The organism is Flavobacterium chryseum (assembly GCF_004362015.1).
In the GTDB taxonomy this organism is placed as follows: domain Bacteria; phylum Bacteroidota; class Bacteroidia; order Flavobacteriales; family Flavobacteriaceae; genus Flavobacterium.
In genome coordinates, this window is the sequence record NZ_SNWW01000007.1 from 95,604 (window position 1) to 120,349 (window position 24,746).

Here is a 24,746-nt window from a genome sequence, read left to right on the forward strand (position 1 = left end):
TTTAATTAAAACTTCGTGGACCTAAAAAATTTGTACTTGTAGTTTCAAGCAATTCTTTGCCGTTATAAACTCCAATTTCAACTTTTGTTTTATCACTTTCTAAAAGTGCTTTTTCTATTTCTATAAATAAGGTTCCTTGTGAGATTCCTTCTTTTTTAACTTTAAAATGCTCTTTTCCTACATTCTTAATCTGACCTTTTTGATTAATTAATTCAAAATGAATATCATTGTAATCATTCATCGTTTTATTGACAATTTTATAAGTGTATACATTACTGATTTTATCACCTTTATGTTGAAAAAGCTGTCCTGGCAAACGTAAAATTATCGCCTCAACATCCGTTCTTAAAAATAACATTCCCGCAAAAACACTTAGTAAAATAAATAAAACAGCCGTGTAACCTTTCATTCTTGCTGTGAACTTAAAAGGTTCTTTTTTTGCAATTTCATCTTCAGATGCATAACGAATAAGTCCTTTTGGTAAGCCAACAGTTTCCATTATGGTATCGCATTCGTCAATACAGGCAGTGCAATTGGTACATTCTAATTGAGTTCCGTTTCGAATATCAATTCCCATAGGGCAAACATGCACACATTGATGACAATCGATGCAATCTCCTTTTCCGGTTATGGCTCTGTCTTCTTTTTTATTAAATTTAGCACGACCAGCTTCTTTTTCTCCACGAACAAAATCATAGGCAACATTAATCGATTTATTATCTAAAAGAACGCCTTGCAACCTACCATACGGACAGGCAATAATACAAACCTGTTCCCGAAACCAGACAAATACAAAATAAAACACTCCTGTAAAAATAAGCAGTGCAACAAAATTACTTGCTTGCTGAACCGGGCCTTCTTCAACCATTAAAAACAAAACATCGCTACCTACCAAATAGGCTAGAAAAACATTGGCTATACCAAAAGAAATCAGGAAAAATATAGACCATTTAATGAGCCTTTTTCGGATTTTTTCTGCATTCCATTCTTGCCTTGCCAAACGGGATTGAGCACCGCGGTCGCCATCAATCCAATACTCTATTCTTCGGAAAACCATTTCAAGAAAAATAGTCTGGGGACAAATCCATCCACAAAAAATCCTTCCAAAAACAACTGTAAACAATATAATAAAGACAATACCAACGAGCATTGATATTACAAAAAGGTAAAAATCCTGCGGCCAAAAAGGGGATCCAAAAATATTGAAACGACGCTCCATAACATTGAACATCATAAATTGATTTCCGTTTACTTTTATAAACGGATTTGCAATTAAAATGGCCAATAAAACGTAGCTGACTATTTTTCGATAATTGTAAAACTTACCAGACGGTTTCTTCGGAAAAATAAATTTTCGATTTCCACCTTCATCAATAGTTCCAATGGTATCTCTAAAAGCTTCGTCTGGTAAATTTGACATGATTGTTATTTTTTAACTTCGGTATTATCTGTTCCTTTAACTTCTGCAGCATCTGTTTTAGGAGCACTTTCGTCTACCCAAATTTCTCCGTCCGGTGCTTTTGGATCTTTTGGATTACTTCCTTGCAGAGACAAAATATAACTTGCCACTTTTTGAATTTCTTTAGGTTTTAAAGTTCCTTTCCAGGAAATCATTCCTTTACCATCACGTCCACCATTGGTAATCGTATGAAACAGGTTTTTAATTCCTCCACCCAAGATCCAGTGGTTATCAGTTAAATTCGGACCAATTTGTCCTCCGGCATCCGCTCTGTGACAAGCAGCACAATTGGTTGTGAATATTTCTTTACCAGCTGCTAAATTTTCCGGATCAGTTAGTAAAACAACTGTTTTTTCATCCATCAAATCCGGTGCTGTTTTAAGGTATTCTTCTACGTCAACTTTTGCCTGAGCCATTTCTGTTTTTAATTCAGCTTCCTGATCGGCTGCACCAAAAACCTCATATCTTGTAAAATAAATTACTCCAAAAACAATAGTGATATAGAATAAATAAATCCACCAGGGCGGTAAATTATTGTCTAATTCTTTAATTCCGTCATAGTCATGATGCATCAATAAATCACCTTCACGTTCAATAGGTTGCGTTTTGGTAAGTTTATGCATTAGGTTTTTATACCAATTGCTTTCTTTTAAACTTAAACTATCTTCATATGCTAATTTTGCTTTTTCTTCCGGAGTCATCAATTGGTACATGATACGGTTTACTGCACTTAATGTAATTTCAATAGCAATTAAAATAAACAGAAATGCAAATAAGAAAACAGAAAGCATTGGATATTTTATAAAAGCCGGTCGGTCACCAGAATCAATAAAAAATTCCATTAAACCAAAAACGATGAAGAAAATCAGCGGTACTCTTACATATACTGGGAAAAATTTTTTCATTTTATTATCTTTTGAAATTATACTGCTCCTTCATCTAAAGGAATTTCACTCATTTCCTGAATTTTATCTTTCTTGTATGAGAATACCCAAAAGCCTAAGCCTACAAAAAACGAAAAGAATATCAGGAGAGAAATAATCGGGTAAATTTCTATACCCGATATATTCTCCATATTGTGTTTTATTTGTTCGAACATGATGTTATTTTTTAGAATTATCTTTTACTTTAATATCAGTTCCAAGCCTTTGTATATAAGCAATCAATGCTACAATTTCTCTCTCGTTCATTGGTGTAAATTTTTCACCTTTGGCCGCTGCAGCTTTTTTACTGTCCTCATAACTTTTTACATAATCAGGATCATTTTCTAAACTTTTTTCTATCGAAATTGCCTGTGTTCTTAATGCCTTTTGAGCATTTGCTACTTCAGCTTCGGTGTAGGGAACACCAAGAGAAACCATAATCTGCATTTTCTTTTGCGTTAATGAAATATCCATTGGCTTATTATCAAACAGCCATTTATAACCTGGCATGATTGAACCTGCAGAAATACTTTGTGGATTCCAGAAATGGTTAAAATGCCAATTGTCATTATACTTTCCTCCTACTCTTAACAAATCAGGACCGGTACGTTTTGATCCCCATAAAAATGGATGATCGTATACAAATTCTCCTGCTTTAGATTGTGGTCCGTAACGTTCTACCTCACTTCTAAAAGGACGAACGGACTGAGAGTGACAACCTACACAACCTTCTCTTATATATAAATCACGTCCTTCAATTTCCAAAGGTGTATAAGGTTTTACACTTGAAATTGTTGGAATATTTGATTTGACCATTATTGTTGGTACAATTTGAATAACACCTCCTATTAAAATAGCAATCGTTGCTAAAATGGTTAACTGAATTGGTTTTCTTTCTAACCATGAATGGAATTTTTCTCCACTTAATCTATTACTGCTTATTCTTTGTAGTGCCGGAGCCTGAGCCAATTCATCTTCGATTGTTTCACCAGCTCTTACAGTCATAATAATGTTGTAAACCAATGTCAGCATTCCTACTAGATATAAAGAACCACCAATAGCTCTCATCCAATACAACGGCATAATTGCTGTTACTGTTTCAAGGAAATTACCATAGGTTAAAGTTCCATCCGGATTAAACTGTTTCCACATTGATGCCTGTTGAAAACCAGCCACGTACATTGGTAATGCATATAAAATGATTCCTAATGTCCCAATCCAGAAATGGAAATTGGCTAACTTATTAGAGAATAATTTGCTTTTTGCCATTCGTGGAATCAACCAGTAAATCACACCAAACGACATAAATCCGTTCCATGCTAAGGCACCTACGTGTACGTGTGCAACGATCCAGTCTGTATAGTGCGCAATTGCGTTTACATTTTTTAAGGAAAGCATTGGTCCTTCAAAAGTTGCCATTCCATATCCTGTAATGGCTACTACAAAGAACTTTAAAACTGGTTCTTCGCGAACTTTATCCCACGCTCCTCTTAAAGTTAAAAGTCCGTTGATCATACCTCCCCAAGACGGAGCGATAAGCATTATTGAAAATGCAACACCTAAATTCTGAGCCCAACTTGGTAAGGCTGAATATAATAAATGGTGCGGTCCAGCCCAGATATATATAAAAATCAATGACCAAAAGTGGATAATCGATAAACGATAGGAATATATAGGACGATTGGCAACTTTTGGAATAAAGTAATACATTAAACCTAAAAATGGAGTCGTCAGGAAAAATGCTACTGCATTATGCCCGTACCACCATTGTACCAGCGCATCCTGAACACCCGCATATACAGAATAACTTTTTAATCCTGAAACCGGAATTTCTATATTATTAAAAATATGTAAAACAGCAACTGTTACGAATGTGGCCAAATAAAACCATATTGCCACATATAAATGACGCTCTCTACGACGTAACATTGTACCAATCATGTTGATACCCATAACAACCCAAATAACTGCAATTGCAATATCAATAGGCCACTCCAGTTCAGCATATTCTTTTGATGAAGTATAACCTAAAGGTAATGTTATGGCTGCGGCAACAATAATTAACTGCCAGCCCCAAAAATGCAAATTGCTTAAAAAATCACTAAACATTCTGGCTTTTAGCAATCGCTGCATCGAATAATACATTCCGGCAAAAAAAGCATTTCCTACAAAGGCAAAAATAACGGCGTTTGTATGCAAAGGCCTTAATCTACCGTAGCTAAGCCACGAAATCCCATCAGTCATGTTGGGAAAAAGGTACATAACCGCCAGGGTTAGCCCTACTAACATACCAACTACTCCAAAAAGAATAGTGGCGTAAATGAATTTTTTTACAATTTTGTTGTCGTAATAAAACTGTTCCATTTCCATAATTTATACTTGTTTTTCTTCGATTTGTGCATCATTTGTTTGGGAAGTAATTTTTGTCTCATCATCAAAAAGAATTCTGACCGAGGGCGTATAATCATCATCGTACTGACCGGATTTGACAGCAACAATGAAAGCAATAAAGAAACCTATTGCCACGAAAATACTTACTGAAATTAATAGATAAATAACACTCATACCGTAAATTTATGTTAACAAAATTACTAGGTTACAGGCGTTTAAAACATGATAAATATCATGGTCAGAGAAGAATGTTAAAATTAATAAAAAATTCTTTACTGTAGCAAAAAACTTACTTTAATTTTCTGACACTTAAATAGTTAGTCATAATTGTTACAAAACTTACTATGGTAATAGTACTTAAAGGCATGATTATGGCGGCGACCAAAGGGAGTAAATTGCCTGTAATTGCGAAGGAAAGCCCAACAATATTATAGAGTAATGACAAACCAAAACTCATCTTAATTATTGTAATTGATTTGTGTGATACTTTTAAAAAATAGTCCAGTTTTGAGAATTCACTTGCAGCTAAAATAGCGTCGCAGGCTGGAGAAAAAACATTGACATTTTCTGAGATTGAAATTCCAACGTTACTTTGTGCTAAAGCTCCGGCATCGTTTAAACCATCTCCAACCATCATTACATTTTGTCCATTTTGCTGCAAAGCCTTTATAAAATCTAATTTTTGTTCCGGTTTCTGATTAAAAATAAGCTGCGTGTTTTTTGGTAATAAAGCTTCAAGATTGGCTCTTTCGCCATCATTATCTCCTGACAATATTTTTATTTGATAGGTTTTACTAAGTTTTAAAAACAGCTCTTCAAGACCTTCACGATATTGGTTTTTAAAGTTGAACTTTCCATAATAAATTCCATCAATTTTGATATGAAGTGAAGTGGTTTCTATATCGGATGAATCTGAAATTGGAGCTTCAATAAATGAAGCAGAACCGATCACAATTTGCTTGTTTTCAACAAAAGCCTGAATTCCTTTTCCGGTTATTTCCTGAAAATCTTCAATTTTAATTTTCGTTGTTTGTGGTAAAAAATCATATAACATTCGGCTTAACGGATGATTGGATCCGCGAAGAACATTTTTTATAAGTATATTATCTTCTTCTGATATTATATTTCCATCATAAGTAATATTCGCCTTTTTATGCGTTGTGATAGTTCCTGTTTTATCAAAAACTATAGTATCAACTTTGGCCAATTGTTCTATTACCAATGCATTTTTAAGATACAATTTTTGCTTTCCTAAAATTCGTAAAATATTTCCAAAAGTAAACGGTGCTGTCAATGCGAGCGCACAAGGACAGGCCACAATTAATACTGCTGTAAATACATTAAACGCTGTGTTGGCATCAATAAATATCCAATAACCAAAACCGACAAAAGCAATTAGCAATAATATTGGTGTGAAATATCTACTAATAGTATCTGTAATTGTTTTGTGTTTTTGCTGTACATTTTTCTGAAAAATTTCATTGCTCCACAATTGAGTGAGGTAACTTTGAGAAACAGAATGCAATACTTCCATTTCGATCACTTTTCCAATTTGTTTTCCTCCGGCAAATACTTTATCTCCGGATTTTTTAGTGATGGGAATTGCTTCTCCGGTAACGAAACTATAATCAATTTCGGCTTTTTCGCTAATTAAAATACCATCAACCGGAATCAATTCCTGGTTTCTGATCAATAATCTATTCCCTTTTAAAATGTCATAAATTGGTACACTTTCTTCAGAAGTATCTGCATTAATTCGGGTAACGGCAATTGGAAAATAGGATTTAAAATCTCTTTCAAAACTTAGAAAACTGTAGGTTTTAATTTGAAACATTTTTCCGAGCAACATAAAGAAAACTAAACCGGTTAAGCTGTCAAAAAAACCAGGCCCATAATCCATAAGCATATCAAACGTGCTTCGAATAAACATTACGATAATTCCTAACGCTATAGGAATATCAATATTCAACATTTTAGATTTGATGCTTTTATAGGCTGAAACGTAATAACCGCTTGCGGAATATAAAAAACTGGGTAAGGATAAAACAAAAATTAAAGCTCTGAAAAAGGGCTTATAATTATCGAGCCAAAATTCTTTTATTTCAAAATATTCGGGAAATGAGAGCAGCATAATATTTCCAAAACAAAAAAATGCAACTCCTAATTTATAAGTCAGCGTTCGGTCGACATTGCTTTTTCCTGTTTCATAATTTTCTAAACTAATATAAGGTTCATAGCCAATTGAACTTAGCATATAAACAATAGTTTTTAGTGAAACCAGATCAGAATTATAGGTGATACGGACTTTTTTCTCAGGAAAATTAACTTGAGAAATATTGATACCTGATTGTAGTTTATTAAGATTTTCAAGAATCCAAATACATGAGCTACAATGAATATGTGGAATATTTAGTGAAACAATGGCTGTATTTCCTTCCTGAAACTCCAGTACTTTTGACAATATAGTTTCATTATCGAGAAAATCGTATTTTCCCTGAATGTCTTGCGGAGTGGCGCCGGGCGATTTTTCAAAGTCATAATAACAGGTTAAATCATGAAGGCTAAAAATTTCGTAGACTGTTTTGCAGCCGTTACAACAAAACTTTTTTTCATCAAAATTGATTTCTTCATTTTTAGCGATGGTCAAACCACAATGAAAACAACCTTGCTCGTTCATAATTTGTTTTTTAACTTTTGCAAAGTTTATATATTACAAAAGACTATAAATATGACATTTATCATGCTTTAATAAAATAAGATTCTAATTTACTAAAAATAAAAAAGCGAAATTTTTTATTTAGATTATTTCTTATTCTTTTCTGAAATAATTAAGCTTTTAGATATGAATAATGGTTAATTTTGTTCAAAATTTTTGTCATGAATAAATGCGACCAATGTATCGTTCGACAATTAACTTCTTTGAAAGCCCTAAGTAAAGATGAAGTTATAAAACTAGCCAACAGCAAAACAACTTACAAGATAAAAAAAGGTGATGCTATTTTTGAGGAAGGTGAAGTAACTAACGGTGTCTTTTGTGTAAAAGACGGGGTTGGAAAACTATCGAAACTGAGCGCAAACGGAAAAGATCAGATTGTAAAATTGGTTAAATCAGGAGAGCTTTTAGGCCAGCGTTCTATGATTAGCAACGAACCAGCCAATTTATCTGCAAAAGCTATTGCTGATATGGAAGTTTGTTTTATTCCAAAATCTGAAATTATCCACTTTTTTAATAACAACAATCAATTTTCTATGAACCTGATGCAATCTGTTTGTGAAGATTTAAAAGAATCCGAAAACGACAAAATTGCATTGGCTCAAAAAACAGTAAAACAACGATTGGCTGAGACTTTATTATACCTACACCATACTTTTGGCGAGAATACAGATCACACCTTAAAAGTGAAGCTTACCAGAGAAGAATTAGCCGGAATGATAGGAACTGCAACTGAAAGCTGTATTCGTTTATTATCTGATTTTAATAAATTAGAATTGATAGAGTTATCGGGTAAAAAGATTGTTCTGAAAAATATAAAGGCTTTAAAAAAACTCGCAGAATAATCAGAGTTTTTTAGCTTCATTCCAAAACACATCCATTTCTGCCAAAGTCATGTCCATTAAAGGTTTCCCTGATTCACCCGCTTTGCTTTCTAAATATTGAAAACGCTTGATGAATTTTTTATTAGTTCGCTCTAAAGCATCTTCAGGATTTACATTTAAAAATCTGGCATAGTTGATCATCGAAAACAAAACATCGCCAAATTCAGCTTCTATTTTATCCTGATCGCCAGCATTAACTTCGACTTGTAATTCTTGTAATTCTTCCTGGACTTTATCCCAAACCTGATGTGGTTCTTCCCAATCAAAACCAACTCCTTTTACTTTATCCTGAATTCTACTTGCTTTTACCAATGCAGGCAAACTTTTAGGAACGCCTTCTAAAACTGATTTTTTGCCTTCTTTTAGTTTTAATTTTTCCCAGTTTTGTTTCACTTCTTCTTCATCTTTTACAACTGTATCGCTGTAAATATGAGGATGACGATGGATTAGTTTTTCGCATATTTCATTACAAACATCAGCGATATCAAAGTCATTGGTTTCTGAACCTATTTTGGCGTAAAAAACAATATGCAGTAACAAGTCACCTAATTCTTTTTTTACTTCGTTTAAATCATTGTCTAAAATGGCATCTCCTAATTCGTAAGTTTCTTCGATAGTAAGATGTCTCAGTGTTTGCAAAGTTTGCTTTTTATCCCACGGACATTGCTCGCGCAACTCATCCATGATAATTAATAATCTCTCGAAAGCTTTTAGTTGAAGTTCTTTGCTCATCTTTTTATTTTATAATCCAAAATTAGAATAATTTATTGAGTATTATATTATGTCAAAAAAAAGAAGGCAAATTATGCCTTCTTTTTTATTAGATTGATTCTTTAATTTTCCTTCCGTTTAATTCCTGAACATTTCTGAAATTATTAAGTGGCATTATTTTTCTCAAATCTTTAATCATTTTGATAGAAACATCGATTTGGTTTTTAAAAATAAACCATTGAACTCCTTCTGTACAAGGTGGAGTTGTCAATGAACCTGTATACGTATAGTAAGTTTTATTTTGAGGAAGAACATTATTGATATTAAAATCATTGTTAACCTTTACAGTATCATTAACTTTTGTTGGTAAATATTTATCAAGAAACTCAAAAGTTTCATTGCTTTTTTATCCTCCTGAGCCATAATCGCCAAAACAGCAAATTTTCCTTCTTTGCTTTTATGAACCATATGAATGACCAATGGATATCTGACACCTTTTATAGTATGTTCAGCCGGTTCATGAAAGTGAAATTGTTTAAGTTCATACTGATCTCCGTTGATAACAACATAATCTCCGGGTTCAAAATCAAACTGAATAGAATGTCCGTTATTTATAACGTCATGAATTTTTGTTTTTTGATTGTAATGAAATTCAATTGGTTTTAAGGTTTTATCTTTTTCTGTTTCAACAATATCAACTGGTGATTGTGCATTTCCTCCACAATCATTCTGATCAATTTCTGACCAATTTTCCGGTCCAGTTTCTCCCTCATAATTCCAATGCTTTTTATGATGCTCTTCTGTTTTTGTTGAATCGGAAGATGTTACAGAATTTTCAGTTTCTTTAGGTTTGTTATTACAAGCCGTAATTACAAATGCAGCTAAACCTGTCACTAATGTTGTTTTTATACTTCTCATAGTCAATTGAAATAAATATTAATATTCCGTTATAAATCAACATAAAAAATAACAAACTATTTTTTATTTAATTAAAAAATTTAAGTTTAAATCTTGTTTTGATGTATCATTATTTTTCTTACAAAAATAATGTTTTTATTTCTTTTACAATTACAATCGTACTAATTATTAAAAACAAAAAATCCTGTCAAGAAAGATCTTAACAGGATTTATATATTTGAAATGTAGTTAACTACTATTCTTCTTTTTTAGCTTTTGCTGTTTTAGCAGCTGGTGCTTTTTTTGCAGCCGGTGCTTTTTTAGCTTTTTCTTCTGCAACAGGAGCTTCTTCTTTAGTTTCAGCTGGAGCCGGCGCTAAATCAGTAACCAGACCTTTTGCCTGAAGTGTGTTGTACCAGTTTAATACTTTTTTAATATCAGAAGGATAAACTCTTTCTTCATCATATTCCGGCAAAATTTCTTTAAAATAAGCTGATAATTTAGTATTATCTTCTTTATGAGAAAGAGCCTGACCTTTGTTTTCTTTTGTTGCAATACGTTGCATAACATCCGTTAGAGGTTTTTCTCCTTCGTAAGTATAAATTGAAATTTCAGACAGTAAGCTTACGTTACTTTTTAAACTAACAGTAACTTTTTTTCCGTCTAATAATGATTCTGCCACAAAACCTGTACGAGTTTGCACTTTCAATACATATAAACCTGGTTTCCCAGAAATGGCTAAAATTTTCTCTAAATTCATGTTTATTAAAATTAGTATTAAGAATTCTTTTCTATTTTTCTAATGCTCTTTTTATGTTAGAACATTAATTATCTCCCTTTTTTTGCCGCAGCAAATCTCATTCTGTATTCCTGAAAAGTCTTGCCTTCTGTGATATTTTTTAATTTCTTTTGAATCAAACGCTTTTTCAATGAAGATATTTTATCGGTAAACAAAACTCCTTCGATATGATCGTATTCATGTTGAATAACTCTTGCAATTAAACCATCAAAAACTTCGGTTTTGATTACAAAATCTTCTTCACAATATTCGATCGTAACAGTTGGTTTTCTGTATACATCTTCGCGAACATCGGGAATGCTTAAACATCCTTCGTTAAAACTCCACTCTTCACCTTCTTCTTTAACAATTTTAGCATTGATAAAAGTTTTTTTGAAACCTTTTAAATCTTTTTGCTCATCTGCCGCCAAATCTTCATCATCGCTAAAAGGAGTCGTATCAATAACAAATAATCGTATCGCTACGCCTACCTGCGGTGCAGCCAGTCCCACGCCATAAGCATTATACATGGTTTCATACATGTTTGCTATTGTTTCTTTTAAGTTAGGATAATCTGGCGTAATTGCCTCACCCACTTTTCTTAAAACCGGATCACCATATCCTACAATTGGTAAAATCATTTGTATTAATTTAAGTATTATCTACTGAAAACACTGAATTTTATCTTCTAATTCAGCTGGCAAAAATAGTAAAAAATAGTCAACGAATAATTCTAAACAACATATTATAACGCATTTTTGTGAGCTTCCTAAAATCTCATCTATAATTATGCCAAATTAATTCGTACAATTCGTACTTTTGCTATAAACCGCAATATATGTTCGATCGAATCTCAAAATTTATAAACAGTACTTCATTTTTTAATGCATCAAAAGTAACTATCGCTTCTGTTGTTCCTGTTGTAATTTTGAACTATCTAGGACATTTTGAAATTGGTTTTACTATTGCTTTGGGAGCTTTTTACACGTATCCCAGTGATATCCCAAGTACTTTGAGCCATAAGATAAAGGGACTTATTGTTGCTTCCTTTATTGTTTCGGGCGTAAATTTATTAGTGAATTTTGCTTATCCTTTTCCATTTCTCTTTTATCCGTTTTTAGGATTTCTGTTATTTTTATGTTCGATGATTTCTGTTTACGGACAACGGGCAACTTTAGTTTCATTTTCGGCTTTGCTTTCTATTTCTTTATCTTTTGGTCATTTGCATCAGGGTTGGGAAGCCGTAGAATATTCCGGATTTATTTTTATTGGAGGTATTTTGTATTTAATTGTATCGCTTGTATTTCATTTTATACAACCTTATAAATATGTCGAATTGCAAATTTCTGATGGCATAAGATTAACTGCAAGATATTTAAAATTAAGGGGTAATTTATGGAGTCCGGAAGCGAACAGAACGGCTATTATTGAAAAACAATTAGCGCTTCAGGTTGATTTAAATTTGATAAATGAAGATTTAAGAAAGGTTTTAATCGGAAACCAGAATACTTCTGCAGCAAATAGCCAGAACAGAAAGATGCTGTTAGTTTTTATTACTTTAATAGAAATTCAGGAACTGGCTTTATACACTTCATTTGACCACAGTAAACTTCATGAAAAATTTAATAAATATCCTGAGGTTTTAAGAACGTACCAAAATGTAGCTTACAAACTGGCTTCAACCTTAAAAAAGCTTTCAAAAAACGTACATCAAATCGCAGTTTATGTTGACAAAAATGATTTGAAAAATGAACTGGATGCACTTGAGTTTGCGATTTTTGATTATGAAAAAACATTAGGAAAAGACGAAGCTGCGGAAGGCGTTTTGATGTTGACCAATATGCTGAAATATGCTAAAAACCAGGTCGGGAAAATCAAGATTATTCAAAGAGCTTTCTCTCTGGCCATGCAATCTTATAAATTAAAAGACAAGGATAAAGAGTTAGAAAAATTCTTAACTCCGCAATATTATCCAATACGAACCTTGATAGAAAACATGAGTTTTTCATCTTCTATTTTCAGGCATTCTTTGCGATTGACGATTACTATTTTGATTGGTTTTGTGATTGGAAAGTTTCTGCCGTTTCAGAATGTATATTGGATTTTGTTGACTATCGTGGTAATTATGCGTCCCGGATATGGTTTGACTAAAGAAAGATCATACAATAGAATCTTCGGAACTATTTTGGGAGGATTACTGGCTTTTGGAATTGTATCCTTGGTTCAGAATCACGTTGCATTGAGTATTTTTTCTATTGTTTGTATGTTGCTCGGAATTTCGTTTACGCAAATTAACTATAAAATAAGTGCCACTTTCGTCACGATGTATGTTGTTTTTATTTACGGAATTCTAACGCCTAATGTTGTCGAAGTAATTCAGTTTAGAATATTAGATTCGCTTACAGGAGCTATTTTAGCGTTTTTAGCCAATCAGTTTTTATGGCCGGCGTGGGAATTTATTAATACGCCTATTCATATCGAAAATTCAATTCGGGCGAATAAAAATTATCTTAAAGAGATAGCTGATTTTTATAATAAAAAAGGAGAAGTTCCAACTTCATACAGATTATCAAGAAAACATGCTTTTGTTGAAATTGGTAATTTAATGACTTCATTTCAGCGTATGATGCAGGAACCGAAATCAAAGCAAAAAACGCTTCCGTTAGTCAATAAATTGGTGGTTTTAAATCATTCACTTCTGTCTGCACTAGCTTCCTTGTCAACTTATATTCAATCTCACCAGACAACATCGGCTTCAGATTCGTTTAATTATATTATAAAAACCATTTTATCTAATCTGGAACAATCGATTTCTATTTTAAAAAATGAAACAATTATAGTTGATACTTTTTTTGAGAAGGAAGATGTGACTTTGCAATTTGAAGAGCTTAAGCGCGTCCATTTTTCGCGTTTGGCAACAGATGACGAGTTGGATAAAGAAACACGCCAGGCCAAAATGCAGGAAGCTCAAATGGTTATTGAGCAATTGATCTGGATGAGTAATATGGCAGAAAAGATTTTAAAAATTACAAAAGAATTAAAAGCAATAAATCCAGATTAATTCATCTGGATTTATTGCTTTTATAATATTATCTGAGTTATTAATTAGTCAATTTCAATACATCAGAAGTATGTTTTCTGATTTCTGATAACAACTCAGGTTTGTCGTTTAAAGTTTGTCCGTAAGACGGAATCATATTTTTCATTTTCGATTCCCATTCCGGTGTTTTAATTTGATTTGTAAAACATCTGCTAATTAAATCGATCATAATCGAAACGGCTGTTGATGCTCCCGGAGAAGCTCCTAATAATACGGCCAAAGTTCCGTCATGTGTATTAATAACTTCAGTTCCAAATTCTAAAACTCCACCTTCTTTTTCGTCTTTTTTAATTACCTGAACACGTTGTCCTGCTCTTTCTAATTTCCAGTCTTTAGAACGTGCTGTTGGTAAATATTCACGAAGCGCATTCATTCTGTCTTTTGGAGATTGACGAACTTGCTCGATTAAATATTTAGTTAGTGGAATATTGTGAAATCCCGCTGATAACATCGGAATTAAATTGTTTGCTTTTATAGATAATGGTAAATCAAGATAAGATCCGTTTTTTAAGAAACGGGTTGAAAATCCTGCAAAAGGTCCAAAAAGCAATGCTTTTTCTCCGTCAATTACACGTGTATCAATATGTGGAACTGACATTGGCGGTGCTCCAACGCTTGCTTTTCCGTAAACTTTTGCCTGATGTTTTGCAATTACTTCAGGATTTGTACATTTTAACCACTGCCCGCTTACCGGAAAACCTCCGTAACCGTTTCCTTCAGGTACATTTGCTTTTTCTAATAATGGCAATGAACCTCCACCTGCACCAATGAATACAAATTTAGTATATGCTTTTCTTGTTGTATCGTTTGATAAATCAGTAATTTTAATTCTCCACGATTTATCCTCGCGCTGTCTTAATTTTCTAACCTCATGATTATAATGCAAAGTTACTCCATCCAGCTTTTCTAAGTAATTAAACATACTTCTGGTTAAAGCACCAAAATTCACATCAGTACCAATAGGCATGTGGGTTGCAGCTAATTTTTCGTTAGTTTCTCTGCCTTCCATTACAAGTGGCATCCATTGTTTTAGTTGCTCAAAATCTGTACTGAAAGTCATTTGAGAAAAAATTGGATTGCTTTGCAAAGTATCGAATCTCTTTTTAAGATATTCAACATTTTTATCTCCCCAAACAAAACTCATGTGAGGGACACTTTTTATAAAATTATCAGGAGATGGAACTTTATTTTCCTGCACTAAATACGACCAGAACTGACGAGAAACCTCGAATGATTCTGCTATACTTATTGCTTTTTTTGGATCAATACTTCCGTCTGCCTTTTCGGGAGTGTAATTAAGTTCACAAAAGGCAGAATGTCCTGTTCCTGCATTATTCCAAGCATCAGAGCTTTCGGCTGCAGCAATATCTAATCTTTCGTAAATTTCAATTTTAATATCGGGTTGTAACTCTTTCAAAATTAGTCCAAGAGTGGCGCTCATAATTCCAGCTCCAATTAGTACTACATCACTATTAGAACGTATCGTTTCGTCAGGCATAACAGTATTTATTTTAAAATGCAAAGGTAATTTTTATAATTGCAAAAAAAAACTAATTTGACATGATAAAAGTTATGTTTTTCTTAAAAATAAAATGAATTGTGATTAATGAAAGAAAATTCTAAAATCTTTTTGAGGAAAGATAATCCTGAAGCATTATTGTAGCAGAAATTTCGTCGATTAAATCTTTATTCTGACGTTGTTTTTTGCTCAATCCGCTGTCGATCATAGTTTGAAATGCCATTTTTGAAGTAAAGCGCTCGTCTACGCGGACCACTTTCATATCCGGAAAAATATTTGAAAAATGAGTTACAAAACCTTTAATTATTGATGCACTTTCTGATGGCTGCCCATTCATTTGTTTAGGCTCACCAATTAAGACTGCTTCGACTTTTTCTTTGGTAAAATAGTCTTTCAAAAAATCAATTAAAGTGTTTGTCGGAATAGTTGTTAAACCCGAAGCTATAATTTGCATTTCGTCTGTAACAGCAATTCCTGTTCGTTTTTGTCCGTAATCTATAGAGAGGATTCTTGGCATTTTGTAGTTTTTATCAAAGATATAAAGGAAATTTATAATCTTGAACATGAAACAAATAAATAAACAAAAACTAAGTCTAAAATATATTCAATCAAGTTAATTTATATTCAATCTTCAAATAAAAAATCCGCTTTGAAAATTCAAAACGGATTTACTCCAAGTGTTCAAAACCTAAAAAATCAATAATTATTACCTATTAAATAAACGGCTAAAAAAGCCTCTTTCTTCTTCGTCTTCTTCAACATGTTTTTCTTCATATTGATCAAATTTTGCGTGTCCTTTTTCTTGTTCAAAAATCAGGTCTTTAATATATTGGACATAGCTTTTTCCTTTTTCTTCTAAAAATCCTATCAGGTATTTTTCGCTAAATTCTATTCCGCTTGCTGCTTCAATTTGCAACAATTTTTTATATAAAGGTTCAATGTGAAGTGCAATAACTTCTTGAGGTACAGCTTGTCTTCTGCCAAAATAGTTTACAATAACATCATTTTCATCTCTCGAAATTTCAAAATCAGTAATTACCCAGTAGTATCTTCCTGATTTGGCTAGATTTTTTACAATGGCATGAAAGTTTTTACCATTTTTAAGATTTTCCCATAACACCTTAAAGATTACTCTTGGCATATCGGGATGGCGAATAATATTATGAGGCTGCCCCATTAATTCATAATCTTCATAACCTGAAACATCGACAAATATCTCATTGGCATATTCAATAATCCCGAATGCATTTGTTTTACTCATGATTACCTGAGTTTTGTCCCATGAGACTTCTTTATCGATAATAGTTCTTTCTTGTTTTTGAAGTTGATTTTCCTGATTCATGTGTATGGATTAAAGCTTTTGTTTTTGAATTTGCATTTTGATAATTCGCATCTTGTATTGCAAAAAACCTAAGGCGAAATTAAGCTGAAGTAAGAAGACAAAACCTGACTTTTGTCATATTCTGATAGTAAAAAAACTTATAGAGGTGGTTTGTTTCATTAATAAAAGAAATTAATAATTATTTTATTTATCAAATTAAAAACAAAAAGTTAAATCTGTAACATTTTCAAAGGGTTTTACTTTTTTGCTTTTGCCCAAATACGCTATCTTTGCAAAAAATTAAAACTTATGAATTCTTTACAGACTATAATTGAACAAGCTTGGGAAAACAGAGCTTTATTGCAAGAAACTACAACAACTGATGCTATTAGAGAAGTTATTGAATTAGTAGACGCTGGAAAATTACGTTGTGCTGAACCAGTTGGCGACAAGTGGCAAGTAAACGAGTGGGTGAAAAAAGCGGTTGTTATGTATTTCCCAATTCAAAAAATGGAAACATGGGAGTCTGGCATTTTCGAATATCACGACAAAATGTTGCTAAAAAGAGGTTTTGCTGAAAAAGGAATTCGTGTTGTACCAAATGCTGTTGCACGTTACGGAGCTTATATTTCGAGCGGTGTTATTTTAATGCCAAGTTATGTAAATATTGGTGCTTATGTAGACGAAGGAACAATGGTAGATACCTGGGCAACTGTTGGTAGTTGTGCACAAATTGGTAAAAATGTTCACTTAAGCGGTGGTGTTGGTATTGGTGGTGTTTTAGAGCCATTGCAAGCTGCTCCGGTTATTATTGAAGACGGTGCTTTTATTGGTTCTCGTTGTATTGTTGTAGAAGGAGTTCACGTTGGTAAAGAAGCTGTTCTTGGCGCTAACGTTTGTTTGACTGCTTCAACAAAAATTATTGATGTTACTGGTGATGAGCCTGTTGAAATGAAAGGTTTTGTTCCTGCACGTTCTGTTGTAATTCCGGGAAGTTATACTAAAAAATTCGCTGCCGGAGAATTTCAGGTTCCATGTGCTTTGATTATTGGTACTCGTAAGCCATCTACAGATTTAAAAACTTCATTAAACAATGCACTTCGCGAATATGATGTAGCTGTTTAATTTTTTAAACTCCAAATAAAAAATTCCAAATTCCAATCATTATCAATTGGAATTTGGAATTTTCATTTTTTGGAAGTTTTATAATTTATTCTTTTTCTGAAGTTTTAAAAGCTTTGCATATTTCATGTAAGAGAAGAAACTCTGGATCATTGCAATTGACAATCCGTCCACGCCATTAAAGATACCTTTCTTAAAAAAGTAGCAGCGAATAAAAGCAACTGTTCCGTTAAGAATTGGTTTAAATGCATTTACTCTTTTTCCCTGATCAAACAATTGCTGTGCGTGCCAGCCAGAATATTGATTCTTTTTTGCAATGATCTGATCTAATGACTCCCAACCGTAGTGTAATATATGTACAGCTACTTTTTTCTCGTTTTGAGTTATTATTTTTTGATGTACAATTGAGTCTGAAGGATGTGCAGTTTGCTTATTAAAAAAACGAACTTTGTGATCCGGATACCATCCTGAAAAATCGATAAGTTTATCTGCTAAAAAGTTTTTTACCCTGAAACTAAAAGCATCATAATTTCCTTCAAGATATTTTTTAATTAAAATAAATTGCTCGGCATCTTTATCCAGAAATTCATCAGCATCAAGATTTAAAATCCAGTCATTTTTACAATAAGGCAAACCATGTGTGCGTTGTGGCCCATCACCTAAAAAAGCCTGCTCAATTACTATTGCTCCTTTTTGTTTAGCAATTTCAACTGTACGATCTTTGCTAAAAGAGTCTACTATGATTACTTCGTCACAAACTTTTAGTAAAGCATCTATGCATTTTCCTATGTTTTTTTCTTCATTAAAAGTAATAACCAGACCGCTAATTTCCATTGCAAAATTTAATTTATTAACCACAAAAATATAACTTTTTTATTTTAGTTTACTCTTATTCTCCCATTACGGTTGCACACTTCATAAAATAGTTTGTAATTTAGCCTTGAAAATTGAACACGAAAATAATGAGAATATTAATCATTCAGCAAAAAAGAATTGGAGACGTATTAACAAGTACCATAATTTGCAACAACTTAAAAACTAAGTTTCCGGATGCTGCGATAGATTATATGTGCTATCCCAATTCTGTGGATGTACTAAAAGAAAATCCAAATATTGATACAATTATTCCATTAACAAATAAGGTAAGAAAATCAATTCCTTCTTTGTTTAAATTTATTTTTCAAATTCGTAGAAAAAAATACGATGCCGTGATTGATGTATATTCAAAATTAGAAACCAATTTAATCACTTTATTTTCAGGAGCAAAATACAAAGTTTCTTATCATAAATGGTACACAAAAATATTCTACAATTACACCTACGAACGTTTTGATGCTGTAGAATCTGAACACGGATTAGCAATTGAAAATAGATTATTACTGCTTAAACCCTTTATTTCTGAAAAAATTACAGATGTAAAACCAAAGATATTTTTAAAAGAATCAGAAATTCAAGAAGCAAAAAATCTTTTGAAAACTCATAATGTCGACAGCAGTAAACCTTTAATTATGTTTGGCATTTTAGGAAGCGAAGTTTATAAAACTTATCCTTTAGAAGGAATGGCAAAAATTATAGATTTTACCGTTGCCAAAACCAATGCTACGATTATCTTCAACTATGTACCTTTTCAAAAAGATCTTGCATTGGAAGTATATAATTATTGTTCAGAAGAAACAAAAAAGCACATTATTTTTGATTTGTATTGTACCGAATTACGTCCCTTTTTGAGTTTACTATCACAATGTGAAATGCTTATTGGTAACGAAGGCGGAGCAGTAAACATGGCTAAAGCATTAGATATTCCGACATTCTCGATATTTACACCTTCTGTTAGAAAAGAGACATGGCAATTATTTGAAAATGAGGCCAAAAACGCTTCGATTCATTTAAAAGATCTTAAGCCTGAAATTTACGAACAGCATACTGAACAATATATAAAAGAGCATACTTTTGAATATTATGCTGAATATCCTTTACCTCTAATGCTCGAAAAGTTAGAGACTTATTTTCAAGAATATAAAAATTGAAAAGTAAAAATATCAGATGAGCCCTAATGAAAAGCAAAAGTTATCCGTTTTAATCATCACGTTAAACGAAGAACGCTACATAAAATCATTGCTTGAAGATATTGATTTTGCCGATGAAATAATCGTAATAGATTCATACAGTACGGATCAGACGGTTGCTATTGTTAACTCATTTCAAAATGCAAAACTAATCCAGAATAAATTTGTTAATTATACATTACAACGCAATTTTGGTCTAGACCAGGCAAAAAATTCATGGATATTATTTATTGATGCTGATGAAAAACTAACTCCCAATTTGAAATCTGAAATTCTTGAAACAATAAATGAAAGTAACGCCGCAAACGCTTATTTGATCTACCGGACTTTTATGTTCAAGAAAAGAAAATTACGTTTTAGCGGTTGGCAAACTGATAAGATCTTCAGGCTTTTTAAAAAATCAAATTGCAGGTATACCGAGGACAGAATGGTTCATGAGAAACTTATCGTAAATGGAAGAGTTGCTACTTTAAAAAACAAAATTATTCATTATTCATATACTTCATATCAGGATTACAAAACGAAAATGTATAATTATGGCATTTTAAAAGCACACGAAAAACATAAAAAAGGACAAAAACCAACCTATTTAAAGCTTGTTTTCCATCCTACCTATACTTTTTTATATCAATATTTAATTAGGCTTGGCATTTTAGATGGTACAAAAGGAATTACAATATGTTATCTAAATGCTTATAGTATTTTTATTCGGTATAAAGAACTCTACCGAATTACTTCTTCCAAAATTTAAGTTTCTTTTTTAAGCGTTTTTTTCTATAAAATTGCTCCTGAAAATCAGCAGTATACTTCCATAAAGTATCAAACGTTTTTTCCTCAGATTCACTGTATAATTTAGCATATTCGTTGCTCATTACTGCAACCATTTCTTTTAAAGGAGTTAAGCGACACAAATTTTTCATTCGCATTTCAAAAGTCATCGATTCATGAAATTCCATTCGGTTTAAGTCAACCAAAAAGAATTCATAATTTCCGTCTTCTTTCTTTTTAATCAAAGTATTTCCTGGAGAATGATCTAAAAATTCAATTCCTTTTTCATGAAGCTCAAAACTAAATCTGGTAAATTGTCTTAATATATTTTCGCCGTCAGGATAGTCCGGAATTTCTACCAGTTCTCTATACGTTAACTCAGTTACTAAATGTTCGCTTACATAGTAACTGTCTCTTAAACCAAACCAATTAAAGTTTTCAAGAAAAGCTATAGGCTGAGGCGTACCAATGCCTCTCTCTAATAAAATTGTTGCATATTCAAAAGATCGTTTTGCCTTAGATTTTCTAAAATATTTATAGGCTACCTTATTTATTAAATTGGGAATTTTAAAGGACTTAATATTAATTGTTTTATCACTTAAATCAAATAATTTTATGATATTACGCTGCCCGTTACCAAAAAGAATACCTGAATTATTAAAATTTTTAATACTGTGAAGAATGGATTCAGCCTCGTTATTAAAAATATGATTTACTTTAAAATTCATTTAGAATATTTTTATGAACAACAAAAATACACATACAATTTAACACTTCAAATTAATATTGTATTTTCGTAAAAAAAATTAGAAAATGTCAAATCAAAAAAGTGTTTTTTTAGAAACACATAATATCAATAACAGAGCAGGAGGTCTAGGAACATTTAATTATGAGTTAATTAAAGGTTTATCTGAGTTGAATTTTGAAGACATGAAACTAACTTTGAATACAGGAGATGTCAAACTTCTTAAAAGTGAATTTGGTAAAAAATTCGATTATAACCAATATACCAGTTTGTCAAGATTGGAAATTTTTAGAATTCGAAAAAAATATGACCTATGGCATTCTGTAAATCAGAATACAAAAGTGGAACCTTTTAATTGTAAAAAATATTTGCTGACTATTCATGATGTAAATTTTACTGAGGAGGTATCAGAAGACATAAATCATAAGCGAAATAAACTCTTTTTAAAAAAACTAAACAAAGCAACCGCAATAACTTACATTTCTGAATTTTCAAAAAAACAAACTCATAAATATTTTACCGTTCCGGATGTTCCTGAATATGTAATTTATAATGGAAATCCTATTACAACGCTACTCGATACTTCTTTTTATGTGCCAAATGTTCCTGTTGACAAACCATTTTTTTATACAATTGGAGATTTTATAGAAAGAAAAAATTACGGCTCTATTATTAATATGATGAAGTTAATAAAAGACTATAATTTAATTATTTCAGGTAATAATGCAAAAGAATACGGTGAGGAAATAAAAAAATTAATTGATGAAAATGGCTTAGGAAATCAGATCTTTTTAACTGGAAAAGTTACTGATGAGGGCAAACAATTTTTCATGAAAAACTGTACCGCTTTTCTTTTTCCTTCTATAAGAGAAGGTTTTGGCTTACCTCCTATTGAGGCAATGAGTTTTGGAAAACCTGTTTTTTTGTCTGATAAAACTTCTTTACCAGAAGTTGGCGGAACCGCTGCAAATTATTGGACTAATTTTGATCCTGAATATATGAAAATAGTGCTTTTTGAAGGATTAAATCATTATGAAAATAATAAACCAGAATGCGAAATACTTTTAAAAGAAAGAGCTTCAAATTTTGATTGGAAAGTGGCAGCAGCTGAGTATCTTAAGGTCTATAATAATATTTTACTTTGATATTATTACAACATGTTTTTTATAAATCATACTATTTATCGAATTAAAAACTTCAATATTTTAATTACAGATAACTTTTGAATCTATAAAGAATCATTACAGCTATAATTTAATAATTTTAATAGATATATAACAATAAAATTTATGCATATAACCCTAATAAGTCTCGATAATTTAGGACTCAACGCCTATATCACATCGACTCTGCAAAAACAAGGACATACGGTACAGCATATTAATTTTAAATATTATAAATATAAATACCCTTCTTTTCTCCATAAAGTCCATAATTTTATTTTAAAAGCATTTTTTAAAAAAAATTTAAAGCACCAACATCATGGAAAAGAAATAATAAAAGAACTACAAAAAAATAAGCAAATTCAAGATGTAATTCTAACAATAAAAGGTGACTTCATCGATCCTAAAAGTATATTAGAATTTAAAAAATACGCTAAAAAAACAATCGGTTTTTTTAATGATAATATTCATCGTTGCCCTAACATTAAACAAGTAATTCCGTATTTTGATGAGGTTTATTCATTCGAGAAAGAAGATTGCAAAAATTTTAAACTTAAATTCGCTCCTAACTGGATCTATACTAGTAATGAAACCATTACAAACATAAGCAATTTTGAATATGATGTTTTTACTATTGGTTCAATTGATAAAAGATTACCAATTTTAGTACGAATAGCTGAAGAATTAAAATCTAAAAAAATAAATTTCAAGTTTATTACTTATTCGAAAAAAACTAAATCTTCTGATGGAAATATTACTTATATTAATAAATTCTTGCCATTATCAGAAGTAGATTATTACGTAAGCCGATCAAAAGTTCTGTTAGATATCAATAGAAAAGGGCAGATTGGATTAACATTTAGAGTTTTTGAAAGTTTAGGTTTACAAAAAAAGCTTATTACAACAAACTCAGATATAATAAATTATGACTTTTACAATCCTAATAATATTCTAATAATTGACGAAAAAAATCCCGTTATACCTGTAGAATTTTTTGAAAATGATTATGAAAAGCTGCCAGAATCAATTTTTGAAAAATACACTTTAGAAGGTTGGGTTGAGAATGTCATTTTCTGAAAGTAACATTTAAAACTTCCAACATGATGCATCAATAAAGATTTCGCTTACCTCTTATTGGAAATTTTTTGATAAACGCATTTTTATATGATAAAATTCCTTACTATAAATTGGCGGAAACGAAAGTTAATTATTACCAATAAATTTGCATTTTTCAAGTAAAAGTTACTAAAATTTATAAATACATTATTCAAGTATCTTTTTTAATAAATACTTAATCAAATGCCCTAAATTTTTTACATAAAGTACAGAGTTCAATACATTCAATTTTTTTTCTTTTTGAATGATATCATTTATTTCAGAAATGTTCTTGGTGGGAAAAAATGCTAATTTTTTCCACCTTTTAGGCTGTAAATAATAAAAGTCTTTATATTTTTTATAATTATTTTCATTAACAGCCAGCCATTTACTTAAAAAGTCTTTATTTACATCTGTATTGTGTCCCCAATTTTCGAATTTAAAACGTAATTCATCCTCTGTTCTTGATAAAGATTCGTGCAAAACAATATTATTTGTATAGATCTGGCGTCCTTTAATTCTTCTACCATTTTTATAATTTGGATAATTTGTAGCAAAAATCGCCTTTAAAGGCTTATCTACATATAAAATTCCATTATCGGTATATTTATATAGCATAACCCAAAAAGCACAAATTTGTATAGGTTTTTTTTCAGGATTAATAAGATAAGAATCGTATTTCCTTAAATTAGATACAAATTTTTTAAAATCAACAAAATATTCATCGCTATCAATTTGAATAATCCAATTTCCAATTCCCATTTTTAGAGCAAGCATTTTTCTTTCTCTAATTTCACATTCCATTGTTGTTAAATTGGGAACATAAAAAACATCTTCATAAATAGTTATTTTCTCTTCAACATCAAACTCTTTAATCCATTTAAAAAAAGAATCATCAATGTAAATAGATTCTCCTTTCCAAGTCTGTCTGTTTTTGTCAATTGCTAAGAAAATTGCATCAGCCTCACTATATATTGTCGGTATGGAATTCTTTAATAATTCATAATCATATGAAACTAAATAGCCTATTTGTATTTTTCCTCTCATTAAGATTGATTATAAAACTTGTTGCAAGTTAGTAATTAATATCT

The 24,746-nt window shown here is 31.5% G+C and carries 24 protein-coding genes; 7 read left to right on the forward strand and 17 right to left on the reverse strand.

Features of this window, described 5'->3' with window-relative positions; genetic code table 11:
• Position 1 precedes the first annotated feature (1 nt).
• The 6 genes from ccoG to EV143_RS14280 form a co-directional block, all read right to left on the reverse strand.
• Positions 2 to 1,420 (reverse strand): cytochrome c oxidase accessory protein CcoG, encoded by a 1,419-nt coding sequence (gene ccoG, locus EV143_RS14255; protein WP_133508615.1) that lies wholly within the window; start codon positions 1,418 to 1,420, stop codon positions 2 to 4.
• Between the two features lie 5 nt (positions 1,421 to 1,425).
• Positions 1,426 to 2,364, reverse strand: coding sequence for a cbb3-type cytochrome c oxidase N-terminal domain-containing protein (locus EV143_RS14260; protein WP_133508616.1), 939 nt, complete (start codon positions 2,362 to 2,364; stop codon positions 1,426 to 1,428).
• A gap of 17 nt (positions 2,365 to 2,381) precedes the next feature.
• Entirely contained in the window at positions 2,382 to 2,558 is a 177-nt protein-coding gene (locus EV143_RS14265) for a CcoQ/FixQ family Cbb3-type cytochrome c oxidase assembly chaperone (RefSeq protein WP_133508617.1), read from the reverse strand.
• A 4-nt stretch (positions 2,559 to 2,562) separates the two neighbouring features.
• On the reverse strand, positions 2,563 to 4,752 hold the full coding sequence (gene ccoN, locus EV143_RS14270) for a cytochrome-c oxidase, cbb3-type subunit I (protein ID WP_133508618.1): 2,190 nt from the start codon (positions 4,750 to 4,752) through the stop codon (positions 2,563 to 2,565).
• 3 nt (positions 4,753 to 4,755) lie between these two features.
• Complete coding sequence (ccoS, locus tag EV143_RS14275) at positions 4,756 to 4,947, reverse strand: cbb3-type cytochrome oxidase assembly protein CcoS (protein ID WP_133508619.1); 192 nt, start codon at positions 4,945 to 4,947, stop codon at positions 4,756 to 4,758.
• Positions 4,948 to 5,062: 115 nt separating this feature from the next.
• Complete coding sequence (locus EV143_RS14280; RefSeq protein ID WP_133508620.1) at positions 5,063 to 7,450, reverse strand: heavy metal translocating P-type ATPase; 2,388 nt, start codon at positions 7,448 to 7,450, stop codon at positions 5,063 to 5,065.
• A gap of 200 nt (positions 7,451 to 7,650) precedes the next feature.
• Here EV143_RS14280 and EV143_RS14285 point away from each other — a divergent pair, with 200 nt between their 5' ends.
• On the forward strand, positions 7,651 to 8,331 hold the full coding sequence (locus EV143_RS14285; protein WP_133508621.1) for a Crp/Fnr family transcriptional regulator: 681 nt from the start codon (positions 7,651 to 7,653) through the stop codon (positions 8,329 to 8,331).
• Here EV143_RS14285 and mazG read toward each other — a convergent pair whose 3' ends face one another.
• The 5 genes from mazG to def form a co-directional block, all read right to left on the reverse strand.
• Positions 8,332 to 9,102 carry a nucleoside triphosphate pyrophosphohydrolase gene (mazG, locus tag EV143_RS14290; RefSeq protein ID WP_133508622.1) on the reverse strand — a complete coding sequence of 257 codons (771 nt, stop codon included), beginning with the start codon at positions 9,100 to 9,102 and terminating at the stop codon, positions 8,332 to 8,334. It lies immediately after the preceding gene.
• A gap of 88 nt (positions 9,103 to 9,190) precedes the next feature.
• Positions 9,191 to 9,403: a carbonic anhydrase family protein gene (locus tag EV143_RS22005; protein WP_208111285.1), complete on the reverse strand. Its 213-nt coding sequence runs from the start codon at positions 9,401 to 9,403 to the stop codon at positions 9,191 to 9,193.
• A gap of 20 nt (positions 9,404 to 9,423) precedes the next feature.
• Entirely contained in the window at positions 9,424 to 9,999 is a 576-nt protein-coding gene (locus tag EV143_RS14295) for a carbonic anhydrase family protein (RefSeq protein ID WP_208111281.1), read from the reverse strand.
• A 235-nt stretch (positions 10,000 to 10,234) separates the two neighbouring features.
• Entirely contained in the window at positions 10,235 to 10,738 is a 504-nt protein-coding gene (locus EV143_RS14300; protein ID WP_133508623.1) for a DUF5606 family protein, read from the reverse strand.
• Positions 10,739 to 10,806: 68 nt separating this feature from the next.
• Entirely contained in the window at positions 10,807 to 11,397 is a 591-nt protein-coding gene (gene def, locus EV143_RS14305) for a peptide deformylase (protein ID WP_133508624.1), read from the reverse strand.
• 197 nt (positions 11,398 to 11,594) lie between these two features.
• Between def and EV143_RS14310 the strand changes: the two genes are divergently transcribed.
• Positions 11,595 to 13,817: an FUSC family protein gene (locus EV143_RS14310; protein ID WP_133508625.1), complete on the forward strand. Its 2,223-nt coding sequence runs from the start codon at positions 11,595 to 11,597 to the stop codon at positions 13,815 to 13,817.
• A 40-nt stretch (positions 13,818 to 13,857) separates the two neighbouring features.
• Here EV143_RS14310 and EV143_RS14315 read toward each other — a convergent pair whose 3' ends face one another.
• The 3 genes from EV143_RS14315 to EV143_RS14325 form a co-directional block, all read right to left on the reverse strand.
• The gene (locus tag EV143_RS14315) at positions 13,858 to 15,354 is read right to left on the reverse strand and encodes a malate:quinone oxidoreductase (RefSeq protein ID WP_133508626.1); all 1,497 of its coding nucleotides are present in this window, start codon (positions 15,352 to 15,354) and stop codon (positions 13,858 to 13,860) included.
• A 121-nt stretch (positions 15,355 to 15,475) separates the two neighbouring features.
• Positions 15,476 to 15,892 carry a Holliday junction resolvase RuvX gene (gene ruvX, locus EV143_RS14320; protein ID WP_133508627.1) on the reverse strand — a complete coding sequence of 139 codons (417 nt, stop codon included), beginning with the start codon at positions 15,890 to 15,892 and terminating at the stop codon, positions 15,476 to 15,478.
• A gap of 189 nt (positions 15,893 to 16,081) precedes the next feature.
• Positions 16,082 to 16,717: a PAS domain-containing protein gene (locus EV143_RS14325; protein ID WP_133508628.1), complete on the reverse strand. Its 636-nt coding sequence runs from the start codon at positions 16,715 to 16,717 to the stop codon at positions 16,082 to 16,084.
• 288 nt (positions 16,718 to 17,005) lie between these two features.
• On the opposite strand from EV143_RS14325, the gene EV143_RS14330 reads away from it, so the two are divergent.
• Positions 17,006 to 17,821 (forward strand): 2,3,4,5-tetrahydropyridine-2,6-dicarboxylate N-succinyltransferase, encoded by an 816-nt coding sequence (locus EV143_RS14330; protein WP_133508629.1) that lies wholly within the window; start codon positions 17,006 to 17,008, stop codon positions 17,819 to 17,821.
• 78 nt (positions 17,822 to 17,899) lie between these two features.
• Here EV143_RS14330 and EV143_RS14335 read toward each other — a convergent pair whose 3' ends face one another.
• Complete coding sequence (locus EV143_RS14335) at positions 17,900 to 18,652, reverse strand: glycosyltransferase family 2 protein (RefSeq protein WP_133508822.1); 753 nt, start codon at positions 18,650 to 18,652, stop codon at positions 17,900 to 17,902.
• A 128-nt stretch (positions 18,653 to 18,780) separates the two neighbouring features.
• On the opposite strand from EV143_RS14335, the gene EV143_RS14340 reads away from it, so the two are divergent.
• Both EV143_RS14340 and EV143_RS14345 read left to right on the forward strand, forming a co-directional pair.
• Complete coding sequence (locus EV143_RS14340) at positions 18,781 to 19,845, forward strand: glycosyltransferase family 9 protein (protein WP_133508630.1); 1,065 nt, start codon at positions 18,781 to 18,783, stop codon at positions 19,843 to 19,845.
• A 16-nt stretch (positions 19,846 to 19,861) separates the two neighbouring features.
• Positions 19,862 to 20,635: a glycosyltransferase family 2 protein gene (locus tag EV143_RS14345; RefSeq protein WP_133508631.1), complete on the forward strand. Its 774-nt coding sequence runs from the start codon at positions 19,862 to 19,864 to the stop codon at positions 20,633 to 20,635.
• Here EV143_RS14345 and EV143_RS14350 read toward each other — a convergent pair.
• The gene (locus EV143_RS14350) at positions 20,616 to 21,380 is read right to left on the reverse strand and encodes a lipopolysaccharide kinase InaA family protein (protein WP_133508632.1); all 765 of its coding nucleotides are present in this window, start codon (positions 21,378 to 21,380) and stop codon (positions 20,616 to 20,618) included. The genes EV143_RS14345 and EV143_RS14350 overlap by 20 nt on opposite strands.
• 85 nt (positions 21,381 to 21,465) lie before the next feature.
• Between EV143_RS14350 and EV143_RS14355 the strand changes: the two genes are divergently transcribed.
• Both EV143_RS14355 and EV143_RS14360 read left to right on the forward strand, forming a co-directional pair.
• On the forward strand, positions 21,466 to 22,542 hold the full coding sequence (locus tag EV143_RS14355; RefSeq protein WP_133508633.1) for a glycosyltransferase family 4 protein: 1,077 nt from the start codon (positions 21,466 to 21,468) through the stop codon (positions 22,540 to 22,542).
• A gap of 144 nt (positions 22,543 to 22,686) precedes the next feature.
• The gene (locus EV143_RS14360) at positions 22,687 to 23,637 is read left to right on the forward strand and encodes a hypothetical protein (protein WP_133508634.1); all 951 of its coding nucleotides are present in this window, start codon (positions 22,687 to 22,689) and stop codon (positions 23,635 to 23,637) included.
• A gap of 186 nt (positions 23,638 to 23,823) precedes the next feature.
• Here the strand turns inward: EV143_RS14360 and EV143_RS14365 are convergent, their stop codons facing one another.
• A complete protein-coding gene (locus EV143_RS14365) occupies positions 23,824 to 24,702 on the reverse strand; it encodes a hypothetical protein (RefSeq protein ID WP_133508635.1) in 879 nt (292 codons plus the stop codon).
• Between the last annotated feature and the right edge of the window lie 44 nt (positions 24,703 to 24,746).